24 protein-coding genes are annotated in these 25,014 nt (G+C 38.5%); 4 read left to right on the top strand and 20 right to left on the bottom strand.

All coding sequences use genetic code 11. The features are described 5' to 3' along the window. Positions 1-12: 12 nt before the first annotated feature. Positions 13-300: a UPF0223 family protein gene (locus ADM90_RS04095; protein ID WP_053993782.1), complete on the bottom strand. Its 288-nt coding sequence runs from the start codon at positions 298-300 to the stop codon at positions 13-15. Between the two features lie 20 nt (positions 301-320). Next, positions 321-1,280 carry an NAD(P)H-dependent flavin oxidoreductase gene (locus tag ADM90_RS04090; RefSeq protein ID WP_053993781.1) on the bottom strand — a complete coding sequence of 320 codons (960 nt, stop codon included), beginning with the start codon at positions 1,278-1,280 and terminating at the stop codon, positions 321-323. Positions 1,281-1,424: 144 nt separating this feature from the next. Between ADM90_RS04090 and ADM90_RS04085 the strand changes: the two genes are divergently transcribed. Further along, positions 1,425-2,894: an aminotransferase class I/II-fold pyridoxal phosphate-dependent enzyme gene (locus tag ADM90_RS04085; RefSeq protein ID WP_053993780.1), complete on the top strand. Its 1,470-nt coding sequence runs from the start codon at positions 1,425-1,427 to the stop codon at positions 2,892-2,894. 68 nt (positions 2,895-2,962) lie between these two features. On the opposite strand, the gene ADM90_RS04080 is transcribed toward ADM90_RS04085, so the two are convergent. From ADM90_RS04080 to pdhA, 17 genes are all read right to left on the bottom strand, one after another. After that, positions 2,963-3,640, bottom strand: coding sequence for an LrgB family protein (locus ADM90_RS04080; RefSeq protein ID WP_053993779.1), 678 nt, complete (start codon positions 3,638-3,640; stop codon positions 2,963-2,965). Next, on the bottom strand, positions 3,633-4,070 hold the full coding sequence (locus ADM90_RS04075) for a CidA/LrgA family protein (protein ID WP_053994882.1): 438 nt from the start codon (positions 4,068-4,070) through the stop codon (positions 3,633-3,635). The genes ADM90_RS04080 and ADM90_RS04075 overlap by 8 nt, the downstream gene beginning before the upstream one ends. A gap of 202 nt (positions 4,071-4,272) precedes the next feature. Then, positions 4,273-4,983 (bottom strand): SWIM zinc finger family protein, encoded by a 711-nt coding sequence (locus ADM90_RS04070; protein WP_053993778.1) that lies wholly within the window; start codon positions 4,981-4,983, stop codon positions 4,273-4,275. Positions 4,984-4,986: 3 nt separating this feature from the next. After that, positions 4,987-7,572 (bottom strand): DEAD/DEAH box helicase, encoded by a 2,586-nt coding sequence (locus ADM90_RS04065; RefSeq protein ID WP_053994881.1) that lies wholly within the window; start codon positions 7,570-7,572, stop codon positions 4,987-4,989. Positions 7,573-7,935: 363 nt separating this feature from the next. After that, positions 7,936-8,718 carry an SDR family NAD(P)-dependent oxidoreductase gene (locus ADM90_RS04060; RefSeq protein WP_053993777.1) on the bottom strand — a complete coding sequence of 261 codons (783 nt, stop codon included), beginning with the start codon at positions 8,716-8,718 and terminating at the stop codon, positions 7,936-7,938. Positions 8,719-8,897: 179 nt separating this feature from the next. Continuing rightward, positions 8,898-9,716, bottom strand: a complete 819-nt coding sequence (locus tag ADM90_RS04055) for an ABC transporter ATP-binding protein (RefSeq protein ID WP_053993776.1) — start codon at positions 9,714-9,716, stop codon at positions 8,898-8,900. Continuing rightward, positions 9,713-10,714, bottom strand: coding sequence for a FecCD family ABC transporter permease (locus ADM90_RS04050; RefSeq protein ID WP_053993775.1), 1,002 nt, complete (start codon positions 10,712-10,714; stop codon positions 9,713-9,715). Before ADM90_RS04050 ends, ADM90_RS04055 begins: the two co-directional genes overlap by 4 nt. Before the next feature lie 14 nt (positions 10,715-10,728). Further along, positions 10,729-11,877 (bottom strand): ABC transporter substrate-binding protein, encoded by a 1,149-nt coding sequence (locus ADM90_RS04045; protein WP_235473309.1) that lies wholly within the window; start codon positions 11,875-11,877, stop codon positions 10,729-10,731. Next, positions 11,874-12,476, bottom strand: coding sequence for a hypothetical protein (locus tag ADM90_RS04040; RefSeq protein WP_053993773.1), 603 nt, complete (start codon positions 12,474-12,476; stop codon positions 11,874-11,876). The genes ADM90_RS04045 and ADM90_RS04040 overlap by 4 nt, the downstream gene beginning before the upstream one ends. Next, a complete protein-coding gene (locus ADM90_RS04035; RefSeq protein ID WP_053993772.1) occupies positions 12,473-13,108 on the bottom strand; it encodes a hypothetical protein in 636 nt (211 codons plus the stop codon). Before ADM90_RS04035 ends, ADM90_RS04040 begins: the two co-directional genes overlap by 4 nt. A 30-nt stretch (positions 13,109-13,138) precedes the next feature. Beyond that, positions 13,139-13,747, bottom strand: coding sequence for a hypothetical protein (locus tag ADM90_RS04030; RefSeq protein ID WP_053993771.1), 609 nt, complete (start codon positions 13,745-13,747; stop codon positions 13,139-13,141). Then, a complete protein-coding gene (locus tag ADM90_RS04025; protein WP_053993770.1) occupies positions 13,740-14,372 on the bottom strand; it encodes a hypothetical protein in 633 nt (210 codons plus the stop codon). Before ADM90_RS04025 ends, ADM90_RS04030 begins: the two co-directional genes overlap by 8 nt. 445 nt (positions 14,373-14,817) lie before the next feature. After that, positions 14,818-15,753: a LysR family transcriptional regulator gene (locus tag ADM90_RS04020; RefSeq protein WP_053993769.1), complete on the bottom strand. Its 936-nt coding sequence runs from the start codon at positions 15,751-15,753 to the stop codon at positions 14,818-14,820. A 101-nt stretch (positions 15,754-15,854) separates the two neighbouring features. Further along, a complete protein-coding gene (lpdA, locus tag ADM90_RS04015) occupies positions 15,855-17,270 on the bottom strand; it encodes a dihydrolipoyl dehydrogenase (protein ID WP_053993768.1) in 1,416 nt (471 codons plus the stop codon). Between the two features lie 5 nt (positions 17,271-17,275). Continuing rightward, the gene (locus ADM90_RS04010; protein WP_053993767.1) at positions 17,276-18,625 is read right to left on the bottom strand and encodes a dihydrolipoamide acetyltransferase family protein; all 1,350 of its coding nucleotides are present in this window, start codon (positions 18,623-18,625) and stop codon (positions 17,276-17,278) included. Positions 18,626-18,673: 48 nt separating this feature from the next. Beyond that, a complete protein-coding gene (locus ADM90_RS04005; protein WP_053993766.1) occupies positions 18,674-19,651 on the bottom strand; it encodes an alpha-ketoacid dehydrogenase subunit beta in 978 nt (325 codons plus the stop codon). A gap of 3 nt (positions 19,652-19,654) precedes the next feature. Next, entirely contained in the window at positions 19,655-20,770 is a 1,116-nt protein-coding gene (pdhA, locus tag ADM90_RS04000; RefSeq protein WP_004224731.1) for a pyruvate dehydrogenase (acetyl-transferring) E1 component subunit alpha, read from the bottom strand. Between the two features lie 392 nt (positions 20,771-21,162). On the opposite strand from pdhA, the gene def reads away from it, so the two are divergent. Further along, entirely contained in the window at positions 21,163-21,720 is a 558-nt protein-coding gene (gene def, locus ADM90_RS03995) for a peptide deformylase (RefSeq protein ID WP_053993765.1), read from the top strand. Positions 21,721-21,863: 143 nt separating this feature from the next. Here the strand turns inward: def and ADM90_RS03990 are convergent, their stop codons facing one another. Next, a complete protein-coding gene (locus tag ADM90_RS03990; RefSeq protein WP_053993764.1) occupies positions 21,864-22,634 on the bottom strand; it encodes a Cof-type HAD-IIB family hydrolase in 771 nt (256 codons plus the stop codon). A 436-nt stretch (positions 22,635-23,070) separates the two neighbouring features. Between ADM90_RS03990 and ADM90_RS03985 the strand changes: the two genes are divergently transcribed. After that, a complete protein-coding gene (locus ADM90_RS03985) occupies positions 23,071-23,280 on the top strand; it encodes a DNA-dependent RNA polymerase subunit epsilon (protein ID WP_053993763.1) in 210 nt (69 codons plus the stop codon). 5 nt (positions 23,281-23,285) lie between these two features. Continuing rightward, positions 23,286-24,953: a ribonuclease J1 gene (gene rnjA, locus ADM90_RS03980; protein ID WP_053993762.1), complete on the top strand. Its 1,668-nt coding sequence runs from the start codon at positions 23,286-23,288 to the stop codon at positions 24,951-24,953. Positions 24,954-25,014: the final 61 nt, after the last annotated feature.

Here is a 25,014-nt window from a genome sequence, read left to right as displayed (position 1 = left end):
CACATCCATTTTTTATCGACCATACTTAGGAACAGCTTTGATCAGCGAACCATCCTCAGCCTCTTTTGTTTGTTTAATAACGGGATAGCTAGTATAGCCACTCGCCTCTTCAAATTCACGGAAAATTGATTTTTCCTCAGCTTGTGAAGGCACAATTTCTTTAAAGCGACGATACTTAGCAAGCATTATCTCACGCTTAATGCCCTTTTCATAAGCTTGCTCAATTCCCTCAAAAAATTGCACAACATCTACAATCTCCGTTGTAGACCAATCAGTTGAAAATGGGTAGGAATATTCCATTTGACAAAACCACCTTTACGTTATTGCCCCCATTTTACTCGGATACCTTCAGCTTCTGCAACCATTCGATTGATTAGCTCCTCTACAGTGGGAATATCATGAATCATTCCCGTCACTTGACCAGCCCAGCCAAAGCCTTGATTTTTATCCCCATCACAAATAAAACGCTTATTAGCTGAACCACTAATATAATCTTTTAATGCCTCATATGTTGGTGTTTTCTGCTCAATTTCTAATATTTGTGCTGTAAACTCATTGCGTAATGCTCGTGCTGGTGCACCAATCGAACGTTTAATAATCGTTGTATCCGCCTCTGTGCTGGCAAGTAGCGCTTCCTTATAAGCTTCTGATGCATCCACACATTCCTTTGTTGCAATAAAGCGCGTGCCCATTTCAATGCCTTCAGCGCCTAATGCATGTGCAGCCATCCAGCCGCGACCATCGCCAATACCACCTGAGGCAATGACTGGAATTTTTACACTGTCTATAACTTGTGGCACAAGCACCATCGTTCCCACATCGTCGCGTCCAAGATGCCCACCGCCCTCTTGTCCAACTACCATTACAGCATCTGCTCCAAGCTGCTCTGCCTTTTGTGCCTGTCTCCGTGCAGCAACGAGAACTAATTTTTTACTATTCGTTCCCGCTAGCAATTCAAAAATAGGTGCTGGATTGCCACCAGTCATTGTCACCACAGGTACTTCTTCCTCAACCGCAACACGCACCATATCTTCATAGCCTTGACCATGCATCCCAATTGCGAAATTTACACCAAAGGGTTTATCCGTTAATGTACGCACTTTATGAATCTCTGCTCGTAATAAATCAGGATCTCGTAAACTCATAGCAGTTATTTGTCCAAGACCGCCAGCATTCGACACCGCTGCTGCTAGATCTGCATAGGCTAAATAAGCTAGTCCTCCTTGAATAATTGGATATTTAACCTGCAAAAGCTCTGTTACACGTGTATGCCAATTCATAAAACCTCCCCTTTCATACGCTACTAACTTCTCGATATCCTGAAAAAATCCTTTTATTTTTTGTGAAAAGTCTATTTTTTCGTGTCGTTAGGTGCTATAATTCATTTGTTTTCCTAGATATTATAAAGTGAGGTGGTACCTGCGTTGTCACAATTAGAGACTCCATTGTTCGACGTATTACTTAAACATCGGAACAGACATCCTATTCAATTTCATATTCCAGGTCATAAAAAAGGACAGGGGATGGACCCTGCTTTCCGAGAATTCGTCGGCGACAACGTTTTATCAATTGATTTAATTAATATTGCTCCACTAGACGATTTACATTCACCAAAGGGGGCTATTAAAGAAGCTCAAACCCTTGCAGCAGAAGCCTTTGGTGCTGATCATACATTCTTTTCCGTTCAAGGTACTAGTGGCGCCATTATGACGATGATTCTGACCGTTGTCGGTCCAGGTGATAAAATTCTAGTACCACGGAATGTTCATAAATCTATTATGTCAGCTATTGTATTTGCTGGTGCAATCCCAATTTTTATTCATCCTGAAGTTGACAGTGAATATGGGATTTCTCATGGCATCTCTCCTGAAGCTGTCGAAAAGGCTTTAACTGCTTATCCAGATACAAAAGCAGTACTTGTTATTAACCCAACTTATTATGGCTTTACAGCTGATTTAAAACGCATTGTTGAAATCGCTCACAGCCACAATATTCCAGTAGTAGTAGATGAAGCACATGGCGTCCACATTAAATTTCATGATGATTTACCTTATTCAGCCATGGAAGCTGGTGCTGATATGGCAGCTACAAGTGTACATAAGCTTGGTGGTTCCATGACACAAACATCTATTTTAAATGTGCGTGAAGGACTCGTTTCAGCAAAACGTGCACAAGCAGTTTTTTCCATGCTCATGACTACATCGACATCCTACCCATTGCTTGCTTCACTCGACACAGCTCGACGTCAGCTAGCGATTCATGGCTATGATTTAATTGATGATGCGTTGCGTTTAGCAAGGGATGCACGTAAACGTATTAATCAAATTCCACATTTAAAATGTGCAGGTAAAGAAAAACTACACTCATCTGCAACTTATGATATGGATCCGTTAAAGCTTCTTATCAGTGTGAAGGATTTAGGTATTTCGGGACATCAAGCTGAGGAATGGCTACGTCATAATGCCAATATTGAAGTAGAATTGTCCGATCTATACAATATTTTATGCTTAGTCACATTAGGTGATACAAAAAAGGAAATTAATCTTCTGGTAAATGCGTTGAGTCGTATGTCAAAAACATTTGATTCTGAAGCAGCTATTACGGAGGCAGTTGTGAATGTCCCAGAAATTCCAGCTCTTGCCATGTCACCACGTGATGCGTTTTATGCAGATACAGAAGTCGTTCCACTTGCTGAAGCAGACAACTGTATCTGTGCAGAATTTATTATGGTCTATCCTCCTGGTATTCCAATTTTTATTCCCGGGGAAATAATTACGCAAGAAAATATTCATTATATTCAGATGAATATCGAAGCTGGCCTACCCGTGCAAGGACCAGAGGATACATCCTTAAAGACAATTCGTGTTATAAAAGAACGCAAACCAATTATTTAGAAATAATAATTTTATAAGGTTGTTTAAAATGCTAAAGAGCTATATACAGACTCGCTGTATATAGCTCTTTACATAAATAAATAGACAAATAGTGGACAGAAAAATGCCCCAATTACAGCTGTTAAGCCCATAGATAATGAACCAACTGATAGCTCCTGTTCCCCATATTCTCTTAATTTCACAAGCCCTACACCATGTGAAGCACTGCCGATTGCTACACCTCTACTAACAGCCGTATCAAGTTTGCCATACCTAATAACTAATGGACCGATGATCGCTCCTACAAACCCTGCAATCATCACAAAAACCGCTGTTAAAGGAGGAATACCTCCAATCATTTCACTAACCTGCATCCCTACAGGTGTTGTTAATGATTTAGGCAACGCCGTTAGCATCCAGCTTTCCTTTACACCAATCCATCTCAATAATCCAAAAATGGTCACCAAGCCTGTAATCATCCCAATAAATAGTCCTGATAAAATAGAATATTTATACTTCATAATAATCGCTCGTTGATTATACAGAGGATAGGCAAGGGCAACGACAGCTGGCCCAAGCATTTTTTGTAGCCACTCCCCACCCTTCATATAAGTAGCATAAGGAATATCAAATACCAGCAAAATAACGGCACTCACAATCGTGGTTGTCACTAAAGGAATCATAATAGGATGGGGATAACGTTGATAAAGCTTTGTAAATAAAATAAACATCACAATGGTACTTAACACAACCATTACCTCAATCAACTGTTAATTCCCCCTTCTCTTCTTTTATCGCCATTTCTTTTTTTGCCAATTCTTTTTTCTCAATAATTTGTGTGAGCAGCCCTGTTACATAAATAGAGATTAATGTACTGGCAATAACAGCTAAAATAATAAGTAAACCTGTACCTGACATAAGCTCTGGATAATCAATAACCCCCACTGTTGCTGGAATAAAGAATAATGTTAACACACCAATTAAAAAGCCTGCACCATCTTGAATATATTCAACCTTAATTAGTTTAAAAATGAGTGAAAGCACTAATAAAAGTAAGCCCACAATACTGCCTGGAAGCGGAATATGTAAATAAGAGACGATACCTACTCCCAAGTAATAATAAATATTCAGTATGCCAATTTGAACAATGATACGCACAACTCGTAAGAATATCGCAACAAAATTTTCGTTCAGCATTTTGCCACTTTTCACCCCCCATGTCATCCATTCTACATCTGTAGGAATTTTCTGTCTATTATAATTTCAGAAAACTAATAGATAAAAGACTAGAGGCTTTTATTTCTGATAAAACATACCTTCTCATAACCGTATAATACAAAAAAACAAGACTGCACTCTATTTCCTAGAATAGCAATCTTGTTTGCTTAATTTCTAAAATCTATAGTCCAAACAAATCTGTAATAGCTGCATCATCCATAACGCGATGGGTTTTTCTTCCTACGTTTTTCAGCATATTTTCCATCTTTTCTTCCACAGACTTCTTAATAAGTGCCTCTACTTCAATATTTCGCAGTTTAAAGAACAGGGTCGGATCTTCATCAAATCGTGCACCAATACCATACAACACAGCAGCAACATGTTTACACATATTTGCCCAATCTGGACAACTACAAGAAAATTGAATTTCATCTGGTGTCGGAAATAAGCCTTGTCCTTGTTGAATAAACAAGGTTTCTAATTCTTTAGGAAATTTTCCTTGTGCCAGTTGCTCAATTCCTGCAATGCTTCGACCACAGATTTCTGTAATTGCTTTCCAACGATCTTCAGCAAGTGCAGTAATGGAAATCTGCACTTCGTAGGGTGTTCGTCTGCTTCCTGCGACAATCGCATTTACATGCCCTGTATCAATCTGTAAATCCAAAACAAAACCATTGCGCACATAACTACGTCCGCGCGTGATACGGTTAGAGAAATCCGCATATGCCTCTAGGTTTTTATTCCAAGCATTGCCCCACCATGTTTTGGCAATTTTATTGCCAGTAATCACAATTGGCCTAACATCTGGCTGCTTCTTTTGTAATTTTTCCAATGCCTTTTGCGCAGCTTGTTGTTTCTTTGCAACAGGTGTATATTCATAAAATTCATGCATAACTTACACCTCCAATGTAAACAGTTGCATGAGTTCATCATTGCTCATTTCAGTAATCCATTGTTCACCAGTAGCCGCAATAATATCACCCGAAAGTTGTTGTTTTTCTGCAATCATTGCATCAATTTTTTCTTCAATTGTGCCAGCAGTAATAAATTTGTGTACCATGACATTTTTTGTTTGACCAATACGAAACGCCCGATCCGTCGCTTGATTTTCCACGGCGGGATTCCACCAACGATCGAAATGAATCACATGGTTTGCTGCTGTTAAATTCAATCCAACACCGCCTGCTTTTAAAGACAACACCATAAATGGTACATAGTCTACCCCATTGAATTGCTCTACCATTTCTGTGCGTTTTTTTGCAGTTGTACCACCATGTAACACAAGTCCTTTGCGCTCAAAAATCAGGCTCAGGAAATCAGCAAGCGGTTCAGTCATCTCCTTGAATTGTGTAAATACTAACACACGCTCTCGCTTTTCATAAATAGTTTCACAAATTTCTTGCAATTTTTCAAATTTTCCACTAGCTGTATTTTTATAAGTGGATTGCCCCAAATACTGGTCAGGATGATTACAAATTTGCTTAAATTTTGTAATAGCCGCTAGCACCATGCCCTTACGCTGAATACCTTCAGTAGTTTCAAGCTGATGCTCCAAATCTTGCACTAAGCCCCGATACAATATAGCCTGTTTACTAGTTAATGTTGTATATGCCTTGATTTCCACCTTATCAGGCAAGTCATTGATAATCGATTTATCAGTTTTCAATCGGCGTAAAATAAAGGGATTAACCACATTTCTTAATTTAGCATATGAACCATTTTCCTTAATGTTTTTAGCATAAGTAGAAAACTCCTTGGCTGTACCAAGCAATCCTGCATTCAGGAAATCAAATAATGACCATAAATCTGCCAGCTTATTCTCAATCGGTGTACCCGTCATGGCAATTTTAAAGGAAGCATCCAATTGCTTGATAGCCTTTGTTTGTGCAGTTCCAGGATTTTTTATCGCCTGCGCCTCATCTAAAATAAGTAAATCCCATCTCTGATTATTCAAATGTTCTAAACGCCGTGCCATACCATAAGTAGTAATAAATAAATCAACCTCATCGTTTATTTCCGTATTTTTAGCATGCAATACCGCATAATGAATATTTGGTGCAAAACGGTCAAGTTCTTTTTGCCAGTTGCCAATTAAGGATGCTGGAATAATTAACAGCGCTTTATATTTGCCTTGCTGTCGGAAATACTCCAAAAGCGCAATAATCTGCACCGTTTTCCCCAGGCCCATATCATCCGCCAACAGTGCACCAAATCCAATACTTTTCATAAGTGCTAACCAATGGAAACCATCTTGTTGATAATGTCGAAGTGTTGCATGGAAATCTGCACCTAGCTTTAGCTTGCCCAATTGTGTGGGATTGGTAAGTTGATAACGTAATGTCTGTAACCACTCACCATTCGTGATTTCTACTGTATCACCAATTTCAGGCAACCCATTTTGGGCAATTCCTAGTTCCATTCGCATGGCTTCTGCCAACGTCATATCACCCATGTTTTCGACTTTTTCAAAGGCCTCAAGTGCAGCATTGAGTTTGTGATGATCAACTTCAATCCATTTCCCCTTTAAGAAAGTCAATCCTGCTGCCTGTGACAAAAGCACTTCTAACTCTTCTTTAGAGAGTTCTTGACCATCCAAAATCAGGCTAGGCTTACAACTAACTAAAGCTTCCATTCCCACTACTGCAGGCTCTTTTCCACCAATAGAAATAGAGAGTCTCAAACCCCCACTTTTCTTTTTCCACCAATCTGGCATACGACAAATTATTCCGCATTCCTCATAAAGAGGAATCTCTTTCAAGAACGTATAGGCTTCATCTATATCAAATTGCAGAGGAGAAAACAGTTCCCCACTTTCAACAAGCTCAGAAATAAAATTACTACGATCAGCAGCACGGCTTACAGTTGCAAGCAATTTTAACAGTAAATCCTGACTATCTTTATATTCCACTAACGCGTTTTTCAACGGCATATCCACAGCCTTATTAGCTGTTTCAGTAGAATATGTTGCCAAAAAAGCAAATGGATATTCTTCTGATTTATTTTCTACAAGATGAAAAAACACTCGACCTGCTATATTCAACTTAGCATTGTATGTCGTTAAAAAGGATCCCACCGTACCATTCCAAGCAGCAATTTCTTGTTCAAAGACATTTGTAAGTTCAGTCCAAAAATCAGTTAGCCATTCAATGCTAATATACTCCTCCCCCACCACATACGGCACTGCATAAAGCATTTCTGACAACATAGCATTATCTAGGATTTTGACGGTTTTTGTGATTTCAACATCTGGATCATTTGAAATCACGCCTATGAATTTCTGGCAGATACTATGCAGGAAGGACAATGAAACTGACATGTCTGAATGCTCATCTGCAAAGCCGAAATAAAATAGGGTTTTGTAGGGTGCTTTTGCAAAATCGGTCAGTAGCTCGGTATGATCGTATCCCTTTCCCCTTATCTCTTGCGTATCAAGTATCAATCCTTTTTCTTGGAATATAACGATAATATCTTTAGCTTTCATAGAACCCTCACCCACTTATTTATTTTGCCTTCATTGTATATGATGAGATATTGCATTGCAAACGAGCCATGGAAATAGCGCCGATGAAGAAATTCACAAAGAGGTATTCGAACATATTCAAAAAAGACATCATAAATAGCATCATGAAAAAGCACTATACCCATTTTATGAATAAGGTGCTTTTACTTGACTTTAATAGAATAATGATCGAAGCATTGATTTTACACTAGCAAATTTCGATGTAATGGCTAGGTCCAATCACTTCATCTTAACGTACAAAGGCTGAATACAGCGTTCCCTTTTAATAAGCTATTTTTTCTAACCAGCGAAGCAACACTAAAATTCTTATCTACAAACATATTACTATAATGCATGTCCCGAGCCACCATCAATATTAATGGCTGTACCTGTTACATAACTAGCTGCATCTGATACTAAAAACGTAATTACATTTGCGGCCTCCTGTGTGTCCCCTACACGGCCAAGTGGAATCGCTTGACCGATGTTGTGCGAATATTCTTCCCAAGATAAATTCGGTTCTTCCCGCTTCCATTTCTTTTCGAGTTGATCACTACGAATAAGGCCAATGCAAACGGAGTTTACACGAATATTATCTCTTCCTAAATCTCTGCTCATTGCCTTTGTTAACGCAAGTCCTGCAGCACGGCTGACCGTTGTTGGAAGTGAGCTTGCAGGAGGTGTTTTCGCCATCACTGCTGTCACATTCACAATTGCCCCGCCACCAACCTTGCGCATATAAGGCACAGCGTATTTTGAGCAGTGAATAGCACCAAATACTTTTAAATCTAAGTCAGCTTGCCATAGCTTACTGCTAACAGCTTCAAAAGGATTAGCTGAAGCTGTCCCTGCGTTATTAATAAGAATATCAATCTGACCATAGTGTCCAATTGTACGCTCTATTAGCTTTTTACAATCTTTTTCCTTTGTTGTATCTGTTGGAACAATTAAAACCTCTTCACCTGTTTCATTTTTTATACAGCCTGCTGCTACCTGAAGCTGTTTTTCGCCACGCGCACATAGCACCACTTTCGCGCCCTCTTTGACAAGCTGCATTGCGGTATAATAGCCAATTCCTTTACTTGACCCTGTAATAATCGCTACTTTCCCTGTTAAGTTAAGCTCCATGATTATACCCTCCCTTACTTTCTACAATGCTACTATTATAGCATTTATCGATTATTCTGAATAATTAAGGAGGCCTGTAAATAACATTTTAAGGCACTATCGAATGGTATAGTCCTATGCTGTGACTTGAACAACAAGCAAAAGAGCTGCGCAAAAATCTTTTTGCACAGCCCTAACGATTATTCCCGCTTTTCTGCCCCTAATGCACGCGGCACCATTGTTTCTACTATATAATTCTCTTCTTCATATAATATTTTCTTAAGCTCAATCCCAAAAAACGCCTGCATCCGCTCCTCCGTCATGATTTCACGTACAGTACCATAGACAACACCCTTGTTTTTTGCTGTCATTAGAACCCGATCAGCTAAATAAAAGGCATGATTAGGATAATGTGTGTTAATAATACAAGAAATGTCGCGCTCTCCTGCTAACTGCTTGATAGTTTGTAAGATAATAATTTGCTTTTGAATATCCAAATGCGACTCTGGCTCATCTAAAATAAGTATTTCTGGATCGGCCACCAGTGTACGAGCTATTAAAGCTAGCTGTAACTCGCCACCACTTACCTCATTACATGATTTTTTGGCTAAATGGGCGATACCAATTGTATCCAGTGCCAAATGTGCCGCTTCTAAATCTTTTTTTGATGGCTGTGCTAATGTACTAATAAAAGGGGCTCGTCCCATCACAACAAGCTCTTCTATCGTAAAACCAAATACCATTTTATGCGCTTGTGGTACATAGCCAATACGTTGCCAAAGCTCCTTACGTTTAACAGCAGACAGAGGCTTATCATCTATATACGTTTCTCCCTGCTTCCACTCTAGTAGCCCTGTAATACATTTGAGCATCGTTGTCTTTCCAGCACCATTCGGGCCAAGTATCGCCATAATCTGGCCTGGCTCCAGTGTAAAATTAATATTATTCACATAAAGATTTTGAGATTTCTTGCGATGCTTTTCATAATAAAAATTGCCATTTTTCACTTCAATGATCATGCCCATCCACCTCCAGATTTACGTAGTAAATAAGCAAAGAATGGTGCACCAATAATCGCTGTTAAAATAGATAAAGGTATTTCTGTTGCTGTTATAGAACGTGCTAAATTATCAATTAGTAACAAATAGACGCTACCAATAGCAATCGACATTGGGAGTACATGCTGATTATTATTTCCAACAAGCATACGTGCAACATGTGGAATAATCAAACCTACCCAGCCAACAATTCCTGCAACCGCAACAGACACCGCAGTAATCAATGTAGCACCAAAGATAATCATCCATTTTAATGGCACTACGGAGATTCCCATTGATTTTGCCTCATCCTCTGGGAGCGTTAAAATATTTAAACGCCATCTTAGGAAATAAAGTATCAACATGCCGATAAGTATCAATGGTCCCCCAATATATAAATCTTTATAAGTAACCGTTCCTAAGCTTCCCATCAGCCAATAGGTAATGGCAGGAAGCTTTTCTTCTGGATCAGCTACAAATTTAGTTAACGAAATAAGCGCATTAAACAGTGCCGATGTAATAACACCTGCTAAGACAAACATAAATATCGGGGCATTTTTGCGCGCACCAGCAATGAAAAATGTAAAGCCAATGGCACCTAATCCAAAAAGCAATGCCATGATCTGTGTAGCAAAATTTTGTCCAAACAATAAAATACCAAGAGAAGCGCCAAAGCCTGCCCCCGCCGAAACACCTAAAATATCTGGTGATACTAGCGGATTACCAAACATCCCTTGAAAGCTAGCCCCTGCAATAGCTAAACCACCGCCAATTAACAATGCGAGAAGAATACGTGGTAGCCGAATATTAATAACAACTGTTTCCTCCATCTCTGTCCATGTCGGTTCAATCGGGATAATCTGTGAGGCAAGAATTTTTAATAGCTGCTCGATGCCAACCTCAAAGCGGCCTACACCAAGTGAAATGATGGCGATGCCCAATGGTAGAATCCATAAAATAATCTTTTTCCAGGTTTGCATTTACGAATCATTCCTTAATATTTAGCTGCCTCTGATGAAGGATTTAAAATAGCTTGAATCTCTTCATCTGTCACATCGAATTCATAGAAATCTTTGTAATACGCCCTTATCTCATCCTCGATTTTATAATCAAATAATGCAGGATGATTTTTTTGCGCTAGCCATTTTAACATTAATGGCGCATCACCACTTGGTGGGAACCAGCGATAAATCCCTAATGGAATCTTATACACCTTGCCCTCCTGCACCGCCTTTATCTGACTCCAATCCTGCCCTTCTACCTTGTTTTCAAGTAAATCAGCTGGCTGTGTTTCCGTAAAGTTAGTAATAAATATAATATCTGGGTTCCAAGCATAAATTTGTTCCATATTGACCTCTTTTTGCCCTTGTATATCATCTTCAGCTACATCAATTGCTCCTGTTGCATTGAGCCATTGGTTACCAAAGAAATTTTTTCCGCCAATTGTAATCGACTTTTCATTATGTCTAAACAACATCATTGCACGAGGCTTGTCTTTTTCTTCAATTGCTTTTAATTTTTCATCTAATTGAGCTTGTACTTTTTTCCCTTCCTCTAGGAAACGATTGGCACGTTCTGTTGTACCAGTTATTTGGCTTGTTACTTCTAACCAACTATTAAATGTAGCTAATGGCTCTGCCGCAGCCGCATCGATTGCCTTTAATGCTACAACGGGAATACCAGCCTCGGTTACCTTATTAATTGATTTCTCATCTGTTGCTAACTCTATATATAATTGTGGATTGGCTTTCATTAATTCTTCTACATTAACCTCACCATTTTGAATAAACGACGTATCTGCCTTTAAGACATCTGGAGACATTTTAGCTAGCATCGAATGTTTTGCTGCATTATATGAATTTGGATGCATACCGACAATTTCCTTTGTTGAGTTTGTTGCAACATACCATGTTGAGAAATATGGCAAAATACCGCCCATAACAACACGATCCACCGAATTTGGCACAGTTACCTCACGCCCTAATTGGTCAACAACAAGCTTTTCTTCCGTTGTCGTTTGCACCTCCGTTGACGACTCCTTTTCCAGTGGTTCAGCATTTTTTTGTGTCTGCTCATTGTCATTATTACAAGCTGCAAGCATCATTGTTAGTGCTACCGTAGCGAAAAGTCCATATTTCTTCAATGTTTTTCTTCCTCCCTTAGCCATTTGGCGATACCATGTAAAAATGGTTTTGATTGATCAATAAAGCCTAGCCCAATATGAAACATTGGATCTAATGTTGTGACAATTAGCTCGCCATTAAAGCTTACATTATCTACATAAAATAACGATCGTCCGTTTGGTATATCCAATAATGATTGTGCTCCTTGTGGCGGTAAAAAAGAGCCATGATAATGCCACTTCATATCACGTAATGTAATATAATTGAATAGCGAATGTACTTTATTTTGCATTTCCATTGGTAGATCACCACCATCTCGCACCCACCAGCTAAAATTGACCTCTGAATCTTCCCAATCAATTGTCGGAAACCAGCAATCCACTATTTCTCCAAAAATTATTAGTCTTTTACCAGCATTCATAAATTTCAGTAATTGTGACTGATACCGCTTTAAAGAACGGATATCTAAGCGACATGATAAAATAAGTGTGTCATACTTTGTTAAATCATATTGATGGAGGTGGCGAATGTGTAGCACTTCATCATATAAATAATGAAATTCTTGTTCCGCAAAAAAGCGATTTTGAAATGGTAAGCCATTTGTTACAATCCCGATCATTTACTAATACCTCCATTTGCATAATTGCGGATAGCTTCCTCCCGAATACAAGCTAGCATTTGTATACTAAGCTTTTTGGACGTATTTTCTTCATGAATAAATACCTTGTAAATATCAGTTCCTGCCCCTGCAAAAATCGTGCCATTTGTTGAATGTCGGTCAACATAAAGTATCGGTACACCGCTTTGATCGGTAATTAGCACTTCTGCATATGCTGGAATTTTTTCGAAATAGCCACGAGAAAAGAAGCCCCGCACACCTTTTCGATAATTAATATCATAGGGCTCTATCCCTTTAAATAAAGAACAATCCGATGGCTCAATAATAATTTCTCGATCTTTCAAGGGAATCGGAGAGCGCTTCCAATTCGCTACATTTGCCAACCACGGCAATGATATTTCTGTCAATGAAAAGATAACGCCACCATTCAGTAAATATTCATCTAAAATCGCTTTATGTTCCATTAGAAATTGCTCTTCTACATGATTCGTGATAATTACTCCTGCATAGGCCGTTAAATCGGCATAGGGTAAATCATATAAATATAAAAATACTAAGCCACGTTCACGATCCTCAGCCGTTAATCGAGTAAATTGAATATCAATGCCAACATAAGCAATAGCTTCCACCATATCCCTACTTTCTTTTATTAAAAAATTTCTTTAGAGTTGCCCATTCTTTAACCAAGGTAAAAAGCCTCGTAAAAAACGCTCTGTTGCTGGCATAAAATAGGAACCAAAATGAAAATCCGGATCCAAGGTTGTATTCACCCATACACCATTTGTATTTACACGATCAATATATAAAACAGCACCGCCATCATCAGTCGCTACCAATACTTCACAGCCCTCATTTGGCCAATACACACCATGCTGATGCCATGTTGCATCCTCCAATGTAATATAATTCGTAAATAAATCATGCGCTGTTCCTAATAAACGTAAGCCACTATCCGCATTCGGTTCAAGCCACCACCAAAAATTAGTCGGTCTGAATTCCCAATTATGCATCGGCAACCAATCTCGATGCTGTGGACCAAATGTGACCACTACCTTCCCTGTGTTGGCGAAATCATGGATTTTTTGGATATTGCGATCTAATAGTCCTGTATGTGTTTGAGAGGGAATGATTAATACATCAAAAGCCTCTAAATTTTCCTCCTCTAACTGACGTGCTGGAATCAGTTGGTCGATATACTGAGCAAATTCAGATGTCTTATATGTACGCCAATGCTGTGAGCTACCACTATACATAACAGCTATTTTACGCATCACTTGCCCCTCCCTCCGTTAAATATCTATATTCCTCCTGTACCCACTGCATTAGCTGTGCAGGAATGCGATTTGTTGTTTTCGTTGTTGCCGGTACCATACCACCAATATGAAAAAGATTATTACCTGCATGCATAAAAATCGTACCGTTTGTTGAGCTTCGATCAATAAATGTCACAGGCTCACCATCTGGCAAGATTAATAATATTTCTGCATCCGCTGGGGCTGGATGGTGTCCGCGAGCAAAAAATCCTTTCACTCCTTTATTTATTGTCATATCCTCTTCTGTTACCCCTTCAAAAATTACATGTTGCTTGGCAATCGAAATGTCATAATCCCAATGGTTGTGAATTTCCTTTGCAATAAATGCCTGCTGCCCTGGCAACCAATCTGTTACTAAGTTACCAAAAAAGCATACGATCTTTTTACTTGCCAAAAAATCAGCAATTATTTGCCGCTCTTCCTGCAAAAACTCTTGATCGGCAAATCCTAAAATGACCATACATTTATAAGAAGATAGCTCAACATTCGGTAAATCATACATATCTATAATGTCAAAGCGTTCATCTGCCTGGCCTTGAGAAAAAATATTACAAGGATGAATAACAATATAATCCTTTGTCACCTACATACCTCCTTACAGTGTCTTGCATTTCGAACTATATCATCATTGATAACGATTATCAATATCATTTGTAGTTTAGTATTTTAATTTTCATTGACTACTTATACATTTTTCTCACATTATAAAAATCTTTAATTATGCTATTATATTTTCTTATAGAAGGCTGCAAATCCATTTGTTAAGTGAGGGTTTTCTGCAATAAATAATAAATTGTATACTTGAAAACGTTGATAGAAAAATTCCAAAATGAAGTCAAATAATATAGTTAACATGACATAGAGAGGTTGTATTAAAATAAAAAACCCGAGCAAGTACGAAACCTTCACACACATGCTTCGTAGTATTGTTCGGATTTCTCTTTATATGACATTTTTTATGAATATACTGGAGAAGCATACTAGAAAAAATGCTACAAAGGATTTCTATTACCTTTTATAAGCTCAGCTTACCTGACAGACACCATCTTTAGATTTTTTTTGATACGTTCACAAAAAGCTTGTTCTTGCTCGTTTAAAATTTGATTTCGATTAAATACAATCCCATTCTTTCGTTTAATACTTAGACCTTTCACATATTTAAACGTTAATTTATCTAAACTATCCTCTATTGATTTATAGGGTAAAAAAGATACGCCCATCCCCTGCTGGACAGCTTTTTTGATAATCTCAAAGTTTGTCATTTGTATATAATAAACAGGTACAGCCTTCTTATGTAAAGCTTCTTTAATATGTTGACCCAAATAAGGGCTTTGGGGCAATAGCATTGATAAGTTTTTCAAATCTCTTGCATAGATGATTTTGCGGCTTGCTAAAGGGTGATCGGCTGCCATCACTAACACAAACTCTTCCTCAAATAAAATATCAATGTCAAATGACTGGTGAACAATTGTATCAGCATTATAAATCGGCATTACCGCAAACTTTGCATGATTCTCCACTAAACTACTTTTTAAATCCTCGTAGCAAAAGCTATTAATTTCATAGGGATATTGCTGATAGGTTGTATTATTTTTATCGAATAGCTCATTAAAAAAGCTATCAGCAATATAGTGACTTATATAGAGTTTGATATTTTCCTGCTGCGTCTGCTTTACTGCTAAGCGCAATTGCTGTTCCATTTCCTGCATTTTCTGTGCATAAGCCAACACAATTTCACCCTGGGTAGTTAACTCGATTTGCCGTTTTTTTCGTGAGATCAACTGACAGCCTAACTCTTTTTCTAATTGCTGAATATGCTGCGAAACGGTTGGTTGGGAACAAAACATATGCTTCGCTGTTTCGGTAAATGATCGGTATTGTGCTAATAAAATAAATGTTCGATAGCGCTCGTTCATCGTAACCCATTCCTTCATCCTTAATTGATAATAATTATCAATTATCATACTACCTTTTATTTATAAAGTAAAATTTAATAGCTGTTCTATACAAAAGGAGTGTAGCAAAGCGAATAAAACACTCTCTTTGCTACACTCCTATATTTATATTATCGTTTCGCTACAATATGAATAGGATTGCCAAGTAATACTTCAGCAGCTTCCATTGTAATTTCCCCTAATGTTGGGTGAGCATGGATTGTTAGTGCAATATCTTCAGCCGTCATACCAGCTTCGATTGCAAGACCCATTTCAGCGATCATATCAGATGCACCAGCACCAATGATTTGTGCACCAATTAATAAGCCATCTTCCTTACGAGCCACTAGCTTCACAAAACCTTCTGTTTGGTTTAATGCAAGAGCACGGCCGTTTGCTGCGAATGGGAATTTCGCTGCAGTGTACTCAATGCCTTCTGCTTTTGCTTGCTCTTCGTTGTAACCAACTGTTGCCATCTCTGGATCTGTAAAGCATACAGCAGGTACAGCAAGATAATCAACAACTGATTTTTCACCAGCAATCGCTTCAGCAGCAACTTTACCTTCGTAAGATGCTTTATGTGCAAGTTGAGGACCTGCAACGATATCACCAATTGCATAGATGTTTGGAATATTTGTACGACATTGTTTGTCAACATTGATTAGACCGCGTTCACCGAATTCAACTCCGATTTCAGCAAGACCCATTTCATCTGTATTTGGACGACGACCTACAGTTACTAATACGTAATCAGCTTCAACTTTTTTCTCTTCTCCGCCAACCTCATATGTTACGACTACGCCGTTTTCAGTTTCTTCAACGCCTTTTGCAGATGCGTTAACTTCAATTTCAACGCCTTTCTTTTTAAGGCCTTTTTTCACGATTTGCGTCATTTGTTTTTCGAAGCCAGCTAAAATATCTTTACCGCCTTCGATAATTGTTACTTGTGAGCCAAGATTTGCATAAGCTGAACCTAGCTCAGTACCGATATAGCCGCCACCGATCACAACTAATTTACCAGGTACTTCTTGTAAAGAAAGTGCGCCTGTAGAATTGATAACACGCTCAGAGAATTTGAATGTTGGAATTTCAACTGGGCGAGAACCTGTTGCGATAATAACATTGTTAAATGTGTAAGTTTGAGCAGATTCACCATTGATGATACGCACTGAATGAGCGTCAACAAAATAAGCTTCACCTTGTACGATTTCAACTTTATTACCTTTAAGTAAGCCTTCAACACCGCCAGTTAATTTTTTAACAACGCTGTCTTTAAATGCTTGTGCTTTTGAGAAGTCTAATTTCACATCAGAAGCGATAATTCCCATGTCATCTGAATGTTTAGCTTGCTCAAAACGGTGCCCTACTGAAATTAATGCTTTTGATGGGATACAACCTACGTTTAAGCACACACCACCAAGTACATTTTTTTCAACGATTGTTACTTTTTGGCCAGTTTGAGCTGCACGAATTGCGGCTACATATCCTCCAGGACCTGAACCAATGACAAGAGTATCTGTTTCGATTGGGAAATCTCCTACTACCATTTTTGTTACGCCTCCATTAATAATAATTCTGGCTCACTTAACAAACGCTTTAAGTGATTTAAAGCATTTTGCGCAGTGGCTCCATCGATCATACGATGGTCAAAGCTCAATGATAATGCTAACACAGGTGCGGCTACAATTTCACCATTTTTTATTACAGGTTTTTCTGAAATTCGACCAATACCTAGAATTGCTACTTCAGGATGGTTAATAACTGGTGTGAACCATTGTCCTCCCGCAGAGCCAATATTCGTAATGGACATGGAAGCACCTTTCATTTCATGTGGTGCAAGCTTGCCTTCACGAGCTTTCGTCGCTAGTTCATTAATTTCATTTGATACTGCAAAAACAGATTTACGATCTGCATGCTTAATAACTGGTACTAGTAAGCCTCTTTCAGTATCTGCTGCAATACCAATGTTGTAGTAATGCTTTTGGATAATTTCTTGTGTTGCATCATCTAATGAGCGATTAAATTCTGGGAACTCGCGTAAAGTTGAAATAAGTGCTTTCACTACATATGGTAAGTATGTTAATTTCACACCTTTTTCGGCAGCGATATCTTTGAATTTTTTACGATGTGCTACAAGAGCTGTTACATCGACTTCATCCATTAGTGTAACATGAGGAGCCGTTTGTTTCGAGTGTACCATCGCTTTAGCAATCGCTTTTCGAATACCCGACATTTTTTCACGAGTCTCTGGGAAATCCCCCTCAAGAACTACTGGTGCTGCTGGTGTAGACGTTTCTTGTTGAACTGTATCTTCTGATGTTTCGATAGTTGCAGTTTCAGCCTCTACAGTGCCGCCACCTTTTAAGAAGTTTTCAATATCTTCTTTAAGGATTCGACCGTTTTTGCCTGTACCCTTCACTTCACGAATATTTACATCGTTATCACGGGCAAATTTACGTACAGAAGGCATCGCGATCACACGTTTTGTTTCATCAACTACTGTCTCCACTTTTTCTGGAGCTTTTTCAGGGGCTGTTTCTGGTGCCTTTTCCTCTTTAGCAGGAGCTTTTTCTACGTTCTGACCAGATTCAGCAGTTGCTTGAACTTGTGCCTCTGTTTTTGCTTCGGCATGATCGTCACCTTTTAGCTTTAAGTCTTCATAGCCAGGTGCGTCTAATCGGATTAAAACATCGCCAACTACGGCAACTGTCCCTTCTCCTACTAAAACTTCCTCTACTGTTCCTTCAACTGGTGAAGGGATTTCTACTACTGCTTTATCATTTTGTACTTCACAAAGAATATCGTCTTCTTTTACTGTATCTCCAGCTTTAACGAACCATTTCACAATCTCGCCTTCGTGAATACCCTCGCCAATATCCGGTAATCTGAATTCAAATGCCATGTGTACCCATCCTTTCTATTTACTGTTGTTCAAGTTTAGAAGCTTTATTTAGAATGTTAAAACTTTTTTCGCTGTTTCCATTACATCTTTGTAGTTTGGTAACCAAACACCTTCAGCTTGTGGGAATGGGTACACAGTATCTGGTGCAGCCACACGAAGAACAGGAGCCTCTAAGCTTAAAATTGCACGCTCTGTAATTTCTGCTACTACGTTCGCAGCGATACCTGCTTGTTTTTGAGCTTCTTGGACAACGATTGCACGACCTGTTTTTTCAACAGATGCGATAATTGTTTCCACATCGATTGGTTGAATTGTACGTAAGTCAATTACTTCTACAGAATGTCCTTCTTTTTCAAGTTCTTCTGCAGCCTTTAAGCTTTCATGAACCATTAAACCGTAAGCAACAATTGTTAAATCAGTACCTTCACGTTTTACATCCGCTTTTCCTAGTGGAATTTCGTATGCTTCCTCAGGCACTTCTTCACGGAATGAACGGTATAGTTTTAAATGCTCTAAGAAAATAACTGGGTTGTCATTACGAATAGAAGAAATAAGTAAACCTTTTGCATCATATGGTGTTGATGGAACAACAACTGTTAATCCTGGTTGTGCTGTCATTAAGTTTTCTAAGCTATCTGAGTGCATTTCAGGTGTGTGCACACCACCACCAAATGGTGAACGGATTGTTACTGGAGCATTGTAGACGCCACCACTACGGTAGCTCATACGTGCTAGCTGGCCACTGATTGAATCCATTACTTCATAAACGAAACCGAAGAATTGAATTTCAGGAACTGGACGGAATCCTTGAAGAGAAAGGCCAACTGCTAAGCCACCAATACCTGATTCTGCTAATGGTGTATCAAAAACGCGGTCTACCCCAAATTCTTTTTGTAGGCCTTCTGTCGCGCGGAATACCCCACCGTTGACACCTACATCTTCCCCGAATACAAGAACGTTTTCATCATTCTTTAATTCTGTGCGAAGTGCATCTGTAATTGCTTGAATCATCGTCATTTGTGCCATAGGTTATTTCGACTCCTTCTCTTTATAGATTTCATACTGTTCTTTTAGATTAGATGGCATTTCGCCTTTATACATATTTTCCATTAACTCCGTTACTTTTTGTTTTGGAGCAGCATCTGCTTTTTTGATTGCTTCTTTAATTTCTTCTTTTGCTCGCTCAATTACCGCTTCTTCTTTCTTCTCATCCCATATACCTTTTGCTTCTAGGTATTTACGGAAGCGAACTAGAGGATCTTTTTGAGCCCATTCATTATCTGTATCAGAAGTACGGTAACGAGTTGGGTCATCCCCAGCCATTGTATGAGGACCATAACGGTAACACATTGTTTCAATTAATGTTGGCCCTTCACCATTCACCGCGCGCTCACGAGCATCACGAGTTGCTACATAAACTGCAAGCGCATCCATTCCATCTACTAAAATACTTGGTAAGCCTGCTGCTACACCTTTTTGTGCAATTGTTTTCGCAGCTGTTTGCAATTCACGGGGTGTTGAGATTGCATATTGGTTATTTTGTACGATGAAGATTGCTGGAGATTTAAATGCACCTGCAAAGTTAATGCCTTCATAGAAGTCTCCCTGAGAAGAACCACCGTCACCAGTATAAGTTACTGCAACAGCTTTTTTCCCGCGTTTTTTAATACCAAGTGCTACCCCAGCAGCTTGAATATATTGTGCTCCAATAATAATTTGTGGAGCTAAAACGTTTACACCTTCAGGAACCTGATTCCCCATGAAGTGACCACGTGAGAATAAAAATGCTTTTTCAAGAGGTAAGCCATGCCATACAATTTGAGGTACATCACGGTAACCTGGTAAAATCCAATCTTCTTGTTCTAATGCAAAGTGAGAAGCAAGTTGTGAAGCTTCTTGACCAGCAGTCGGTGCATAGAAGCCTAAACGTCCCTGACGATTTAATGATATTGAACGTTGATCTAAAATACGTGTGTAAACCATACGTGTCATTAACTCAACTAGTTCCTCATCTGATAATTTCGGATCTGCCTCTTTATTTATAATTTCGCCTTCTTCATTCAAAATTTGAAACATTTCAAATTTATCTTCGATTTCAGTTAGCGTTTGTTTCGCATCAAAAATATTATTGTTTTTCTTGCTCATTTGTCACATCTCCCTTTCAGCTGTATTAAAATAAATCACCTTTTTAACTAGTACAACTTATTCTTGTCACTCAGTATACTGAATAAAATACTGTCGGTCAATCATATATTATGGCTATAAACAAAGATTTTCTCTAAAATGATACGTCCCCTCTACTGTCCTATACTGTACTAATAATATCTAAAATCTGTATTATAACAATTTGTTTAAACCTTATAATTCTCACGTTTACCTACAGTTATTCCACTAGTAGAATACCCTATTCCCGAAAATCTAATAGCATTAGAAAAACTTTTTGAGTATATTCAAATAAGTTCTTTTTTCATGTGATTGTTTTCAGACGTGATGTATACTTATATATAAGGCACTACAAAGTTGAAAGGAAGATTATTATGATTTTAATGGATGATATTGTCCGCGAAGGTCATCCGACTTTACGCATCAAAACAGAAGAGGTTAAATTCCCTTTAACAGATGAAACAAGACAGCTTGCAGAAGATATGCTTCAATATTTAATCAACAGCCAAGATCCTGAAATAGCGGAGGAATATAAGTTGCGTAGCGGCATTGGCTTAGCGGCTAATCAGGTAAATAGTTTACAACGTATGTTTGCTCTGCATTTACCAGATGAAAACGGTGAACAATTAAGCTTTGTCGCTATCAACCCCAAAATTGTAAGCCACTCCGTTGAAAGTACATACTTGACGGCAGGAGAAGGCTGCCTTTCTGTTGATCGTAATGTTCCTGGATATGTACCACGTTATGCTCGCATTACAGTAAAATTTAAAACAATTGATGGTGAAGAGAAAAAAATGCGCCTGAAAGGATTACCGGCCATCGCCTTTCAACATGAGTTAGATCATTTAAACGGCATTATGTTTTACGACCATATAAATGAAGAAAACCCATTTGCAGAAATTCCAAATTCCATCCCTTATGAGCGTGACTAAACACAACAACCTTGGCAGAAGTGAACTCATGAACTGCCAAGGTTGCTGTGTTTTAGCTATCCGTAACTTTTATGAGGCAATCTATCCTCAGCTTTATTAGAGCTATCCACCAATTCAGATATTCTATCCATTTGAAGTTTCATTCATATAATAGCTAGCTTGCGCATTATTTTGGCGAGTCCGTCCTGATCCACATGATCGGCAATATGATGTGCAACTTCCTTCACACGCTCATGACCATTTCCCATCGCAACACTTGTACCAACCGCTTGCAGCATCTCCATATCATTGATGCCATCTCCAAAAGCTATAGCCTCCTGAAATGTAACGCCCATTCTCTCAAGGACCTTTTCAATACCTAGTGCTTTCGAGCCGCCCTTTGGCAATATATCACAAGAATAACGATGCCAGCGCACAAATTGGACATTTGGGAACGCCTCACAATATAAGGGTTCATCTTTTTCTTCCATAAAGATCAGTGTTTGATAGACAGCATGATGCATATAATAAGATGAGTCTAATACTGGATACGGATATTTAAGTGTATTTAAGCTTTCCGCTACCATATTATGGTCACCAACAGACGCAATCATACGTTTATCATCTAAAAATACTACAGGCTCATTACGTGCCTCACCAAAGGCAATGATTTTAGTCAACTCTTCTTTTTCAATACCATTTGTATAGACAACCTCACCTTTATAGACAACATACTGCCCATTGAAAGTTACATACGTATCGATAGCCAACTCTTCTAAGAGAGGCTCAATCATAAATGGTGCACGCCCTGTAGCAATTGCAAGCTCATAGCCCTTGTGACGAGCTTCTAAAAGAGCTTCCTTTGCGGATGCAGGTAGTTTTTTTTCACTATTATAAAGCGTACCATCTACATCAAAAAATAAAATTTTATTCATTTTACTATCCCTCTCTATAAATATTATTCATTCAAGGTCAATGACTTTACATAGAGTGTAAATTCTATTATAATGATCCTAAGGAGTGATGTGCCATGCTGAAGAAACTCAAACGGAAATTGTTGAAGCAACTTCGTGGCGTACTCGGAAAAAAATCAATTGCCTAACATTTGCCCTTCAAATAATGAAGGGCTTTTCTTTATTTTAGAGGAAGTGCATGATAATATAAAGGAAATGCATTTATTTGGCTATACACAACCACTGTCTCCCTGCTTCCTATCTAATTTTAAAACATAGTGCACAGTTGAAGCATGGAGATACAAGAATTACAAATGTATATTTCTTTTAATAAAGAAATTCATTGTTTTCTTGTAGCACGTGTGTGGTAGTAGTCAACGGTGCAAGAAAATTGTACGCAATTAAAGGAGAGCAAACTATGATTTACAAAGTTTATTATCAAGAAAATGCAAATGAAATTCCAGTTCGCGAAAATACTAAAAGTCTATACCTTGAAGCTGCTTCAGAACGCGAAGTACGTCAAAAGCTAAAAGACCGTAACTACAACATCGAGTTCATTCAACTGCTTGAAGGTAACTATTTAGATTACGAGCAAGCAAGTCCGAACTTTGTCTTGGAGGAAATTTAACAAACATGAAGTTTGTTAAGAATGACCAAGCAGCTGTTTTCGCGCTCGGCGGACTGGGCGAAATCGGCAAAAACACTTACGGCGTTCAATTTCAAGATGAAATCATTTTAATTGACGCTGGCATAAAATTCCCGGAAGATGATTTACTCGGCATTGACTACGTTATTCCAGATTATACGTATTTAGTACGCAATGTCGATAAAATCAAAGGACTGTTTATTACACATGGTCACGAGGATCATATAGGTGGTATTCCCTACCTTTTACGTCAAGTAAATATCCCTGTCTATGGTGGTAAGCTTGCACTTGGCTTACTGCGTAATAAATTAGAAGAGCATGGCCTATTACGTACAACAAAGCTTATTGAAATTAAAGAAGAGGACGTCATTAAGTTTAGAAAAACATCTGTGAGCTTCTTTAGAACAACACATAGTATCCCTGATGCATACGGAATTGTTGTGAAAACACCACCAGGTAATATTGTTCACACAGGTGACTTTAAATTTGATTTTACACCTGTGGGTGAGCCAGCTAATCTGACAAAAATGGCTGAAATTGGGCGAGATGGTGTGCTTTGCTTACTATCAGATAGTACAAATGCTGAAAAACCTAATTTCACTATGTCAGAGCGTACGGTTGGCAAGAGTATTGATGAAATTTTCCGTAAGGTGGATAGCCGTATTATTTTTGCAACATTTGCGTCAAATATTCATCGTTTACAGCAGGCAACAGATGCTGCTATAAAATATGGCAGAAAAATCGCTGTCTTTGGACGTTCTATGGATAATGCCATTACCATCGGTCGTGAGCTTGGCTATATTAATGCTCCTAAGGATACATTTATTGATGCCCAAAGCATTAATCGCCTTCCTGCAAATGAAGTCATGATTTTATGTACAGGCTCTCAGGGTGAACCAATGGCTGCCTTATCACGTATTGCCAATGGGACACATCGTCAGATTCAAATACAGCCTGGCGATACAGTTATCTTTTCTTCTTCACCAGTACCAGGTAATACCGTGAGTGTTAATAAAATCATTAATTTATTGTTCCGTGCAGGTGCAGAAGTCATTCATGGCGCCTTAAACAACATTCATACATCTGGTCACGGATCTCAAGAAGAACAAAAACTAATGCTTCGTTTAATGAAGCCAAAATTCTTTATGCCTATTCATGGTGAATTCCGTATGTTAAAAATGCATACACATCTAGCAGAAGATTGCGATGTACCAATTGACAATACATTTGTTATGGAAAATGGCGATGTGTTAGCATTAAGTGCCAATGAGGCGCATGTAGCTGGCCGTATTCCATCTGGTGATATTTACATTGATGGGAATGGTATTGGCGATATCGGCAATATCGTATTACGTGATCGTCGCATACTTTCTGAGGAAGGCTTAGTCATTGTTGTAGTAAGTGTTGATATGGAGCATCAAAAAATTGTCTCAGGTCCTGATATTATTTCACGTGGCTTTGTCTATATGCGTGAATCAGGTACGATGATTAATGAAGCACAAAAAATGCTTAATCGTCATTTAAATGAAACAATCCAAAACAAAACACCTCAATGGACAGAGCTAAAAAATGAAATTACAGATGTTTTAGGTCCATATTTATTTGAAAAAACAAAACGTCGACCAATGATTTTACCGATTATTATGGAGATTTAATATTCTAACAGAGAAGCTATCTGAACAGTTATGTTAACATCATTGTTCAGATAGCTTCTCT

The organism is Lysinibacillus macroides, from assembly GCF_001281525.1.
Lineage (GTDB): Bacteria > Bacillota > Bacilli > Bacillales_A > Planococcaceae > Lysinibacillus > Lysinibacillus macroides.
This window is presented reverse-complemented; position numbering and strand designations above follow the sequence as displayed.

Excerpts from the sequence above, each read along its gene's own strand:
- rnjA (WP_053993762.1), top strand. The coding sequence starts at position 23,286 with ATGAAGTTTGTTAAGAATGACCAAGCAGCTGTTTTCGCGCTCGGCGGA.
- ADM90_RS04060 (WP_053993777.1), bottom strand. The coding sequence starts at position 8,718 with ATGGAGCTTAACTTAACAGGGAAAGTAGCGATTATTACAGGGTCAAGT.
- ADM90_RS04020 (WP_053993769.1), bottom strand. The coding sequence starts at position 15,753 with ATGATAATTGATAATTATTATCAATTAAGGATGAAGGAATGGGTTACG.
- ADM90_RS04075 (WP_053994882.1), bottom strand. The coding sequence starts at position 4,070 with ATGCTGAACGAAAATTTTGTTGCGATATTCTTACGAGTTGTGCGTATC.
- ADM90_RS04040 (WP_053993773.1), bottom strand. The coding sequence starts at position 12,476 with ATGATCGGGATTGTAACAAATGGCTTACCATTTCAAAATCGCTTTTTT.
- ADM90_RS04065 (WP_053994881.1), bottom strand. The coding sequence starts at position 7,572 with ATGAAAGCTAAAGATATTATCGTTATATTCCAAGAAAAAGGATTGATA.
- ADM90_RS04050 (WP_053993775.1), bottom strand. The coding sequence starts at position 10,714 with ATGCAAACCTGGAAAAAGATTATTTTATGGATTCTACCATTGGGCATC.
- ADM90_RS04035 (WP_053993772.1), bottom strand. The coding sequence starts at position 13,108 with ATGGTGGAAGCTATTGCTTATGTTGGCATTGATATTCAATTTACTCGA.
- ADM90_RS03985 (WP_053993763.1), top strand. The coding sequence starts at position 23,071 with ATGATTTACAAAGTTTATTATCAAGAAAATGCAAATGAAATTCCAGTT.
- def (WP_053993765.1), top strand. The coding sequence starts at position 21,163 with ATGATTTTAATGGATGATATTGTCCGCGAAGGTCATCCGACTTTACGC.
- ADM90_RS04095 (WP_053993782.1), bottom strand. The coding sequence starts at position 300 with ATGGAATATTCCTACCCATTTTCAACTGATTGGTCTACAACGGAGATT.
- ADM90_RS04005 (WP_053993766.1), bottom strand. The coding sequence starts at position 19,651 with ATGGCACAAATGACGATGATTCAAGCAATTACAGATGCACTTCGCACA.
- ADM90_RS04090 (WP_053993781.1), bottom strand. The coding sequence starts at position 1,280 with ATGAATTGGCATACACGTGTAACAGAGCTTTTGCAGGTTAAATATCCA.
- pdhA (WP_004224731.1), bottom strand. The coding sequence starts at position 20,770 with ATGAGCAAGAAAAACAATAATATTTTTGATGCGAAACAAACGCTAACT.
- ADM90_RS03990 (WP_053993764.1), bottom strand. The coding sequence starts at position 22,634 with ATGAATAAAATTTTATTTTTTGATGTAGATGGTACGCTTTATAATAGT.
- ADM90_RS04030 (WP_053993771.1), bottom strand. The coding sequence starts at position 13,747 with ATGCGTAAAATAGCTGTTATGTATAGTGGTAGCTCACAGCATTGGCGT.
- lpdA (WP_053993768.1), bottom strand. The coding sequence starts at position 17,270 with ATGGTAGTAGGAGATTTCCCAATCGAAACAGATACTCTTGTCATTGGT.
- ADM90_RS04055 (WP_053993776.1), bottom strand. The coding sequence starts at position 9,716 with ATGATCATTGAAGTGAAAAATGGCAATTTTTATTATGAAAAGCATCGC.
- ADM90_RS04070 (WP_053993778.1), bottom strand. The coding sequence starts at position 4,983 with ATGCATGAATTTTATGAATATACACCTGTTGCAAAGAAACAACAAGCT.
- ADM90_RS04010 (WP_053993767.1), bottom strand. The coding sequence starts at position 18,625 with ATGGCATTTGAATTCAGATTACCGGATATTGGCGAGGGTATTCACGAA.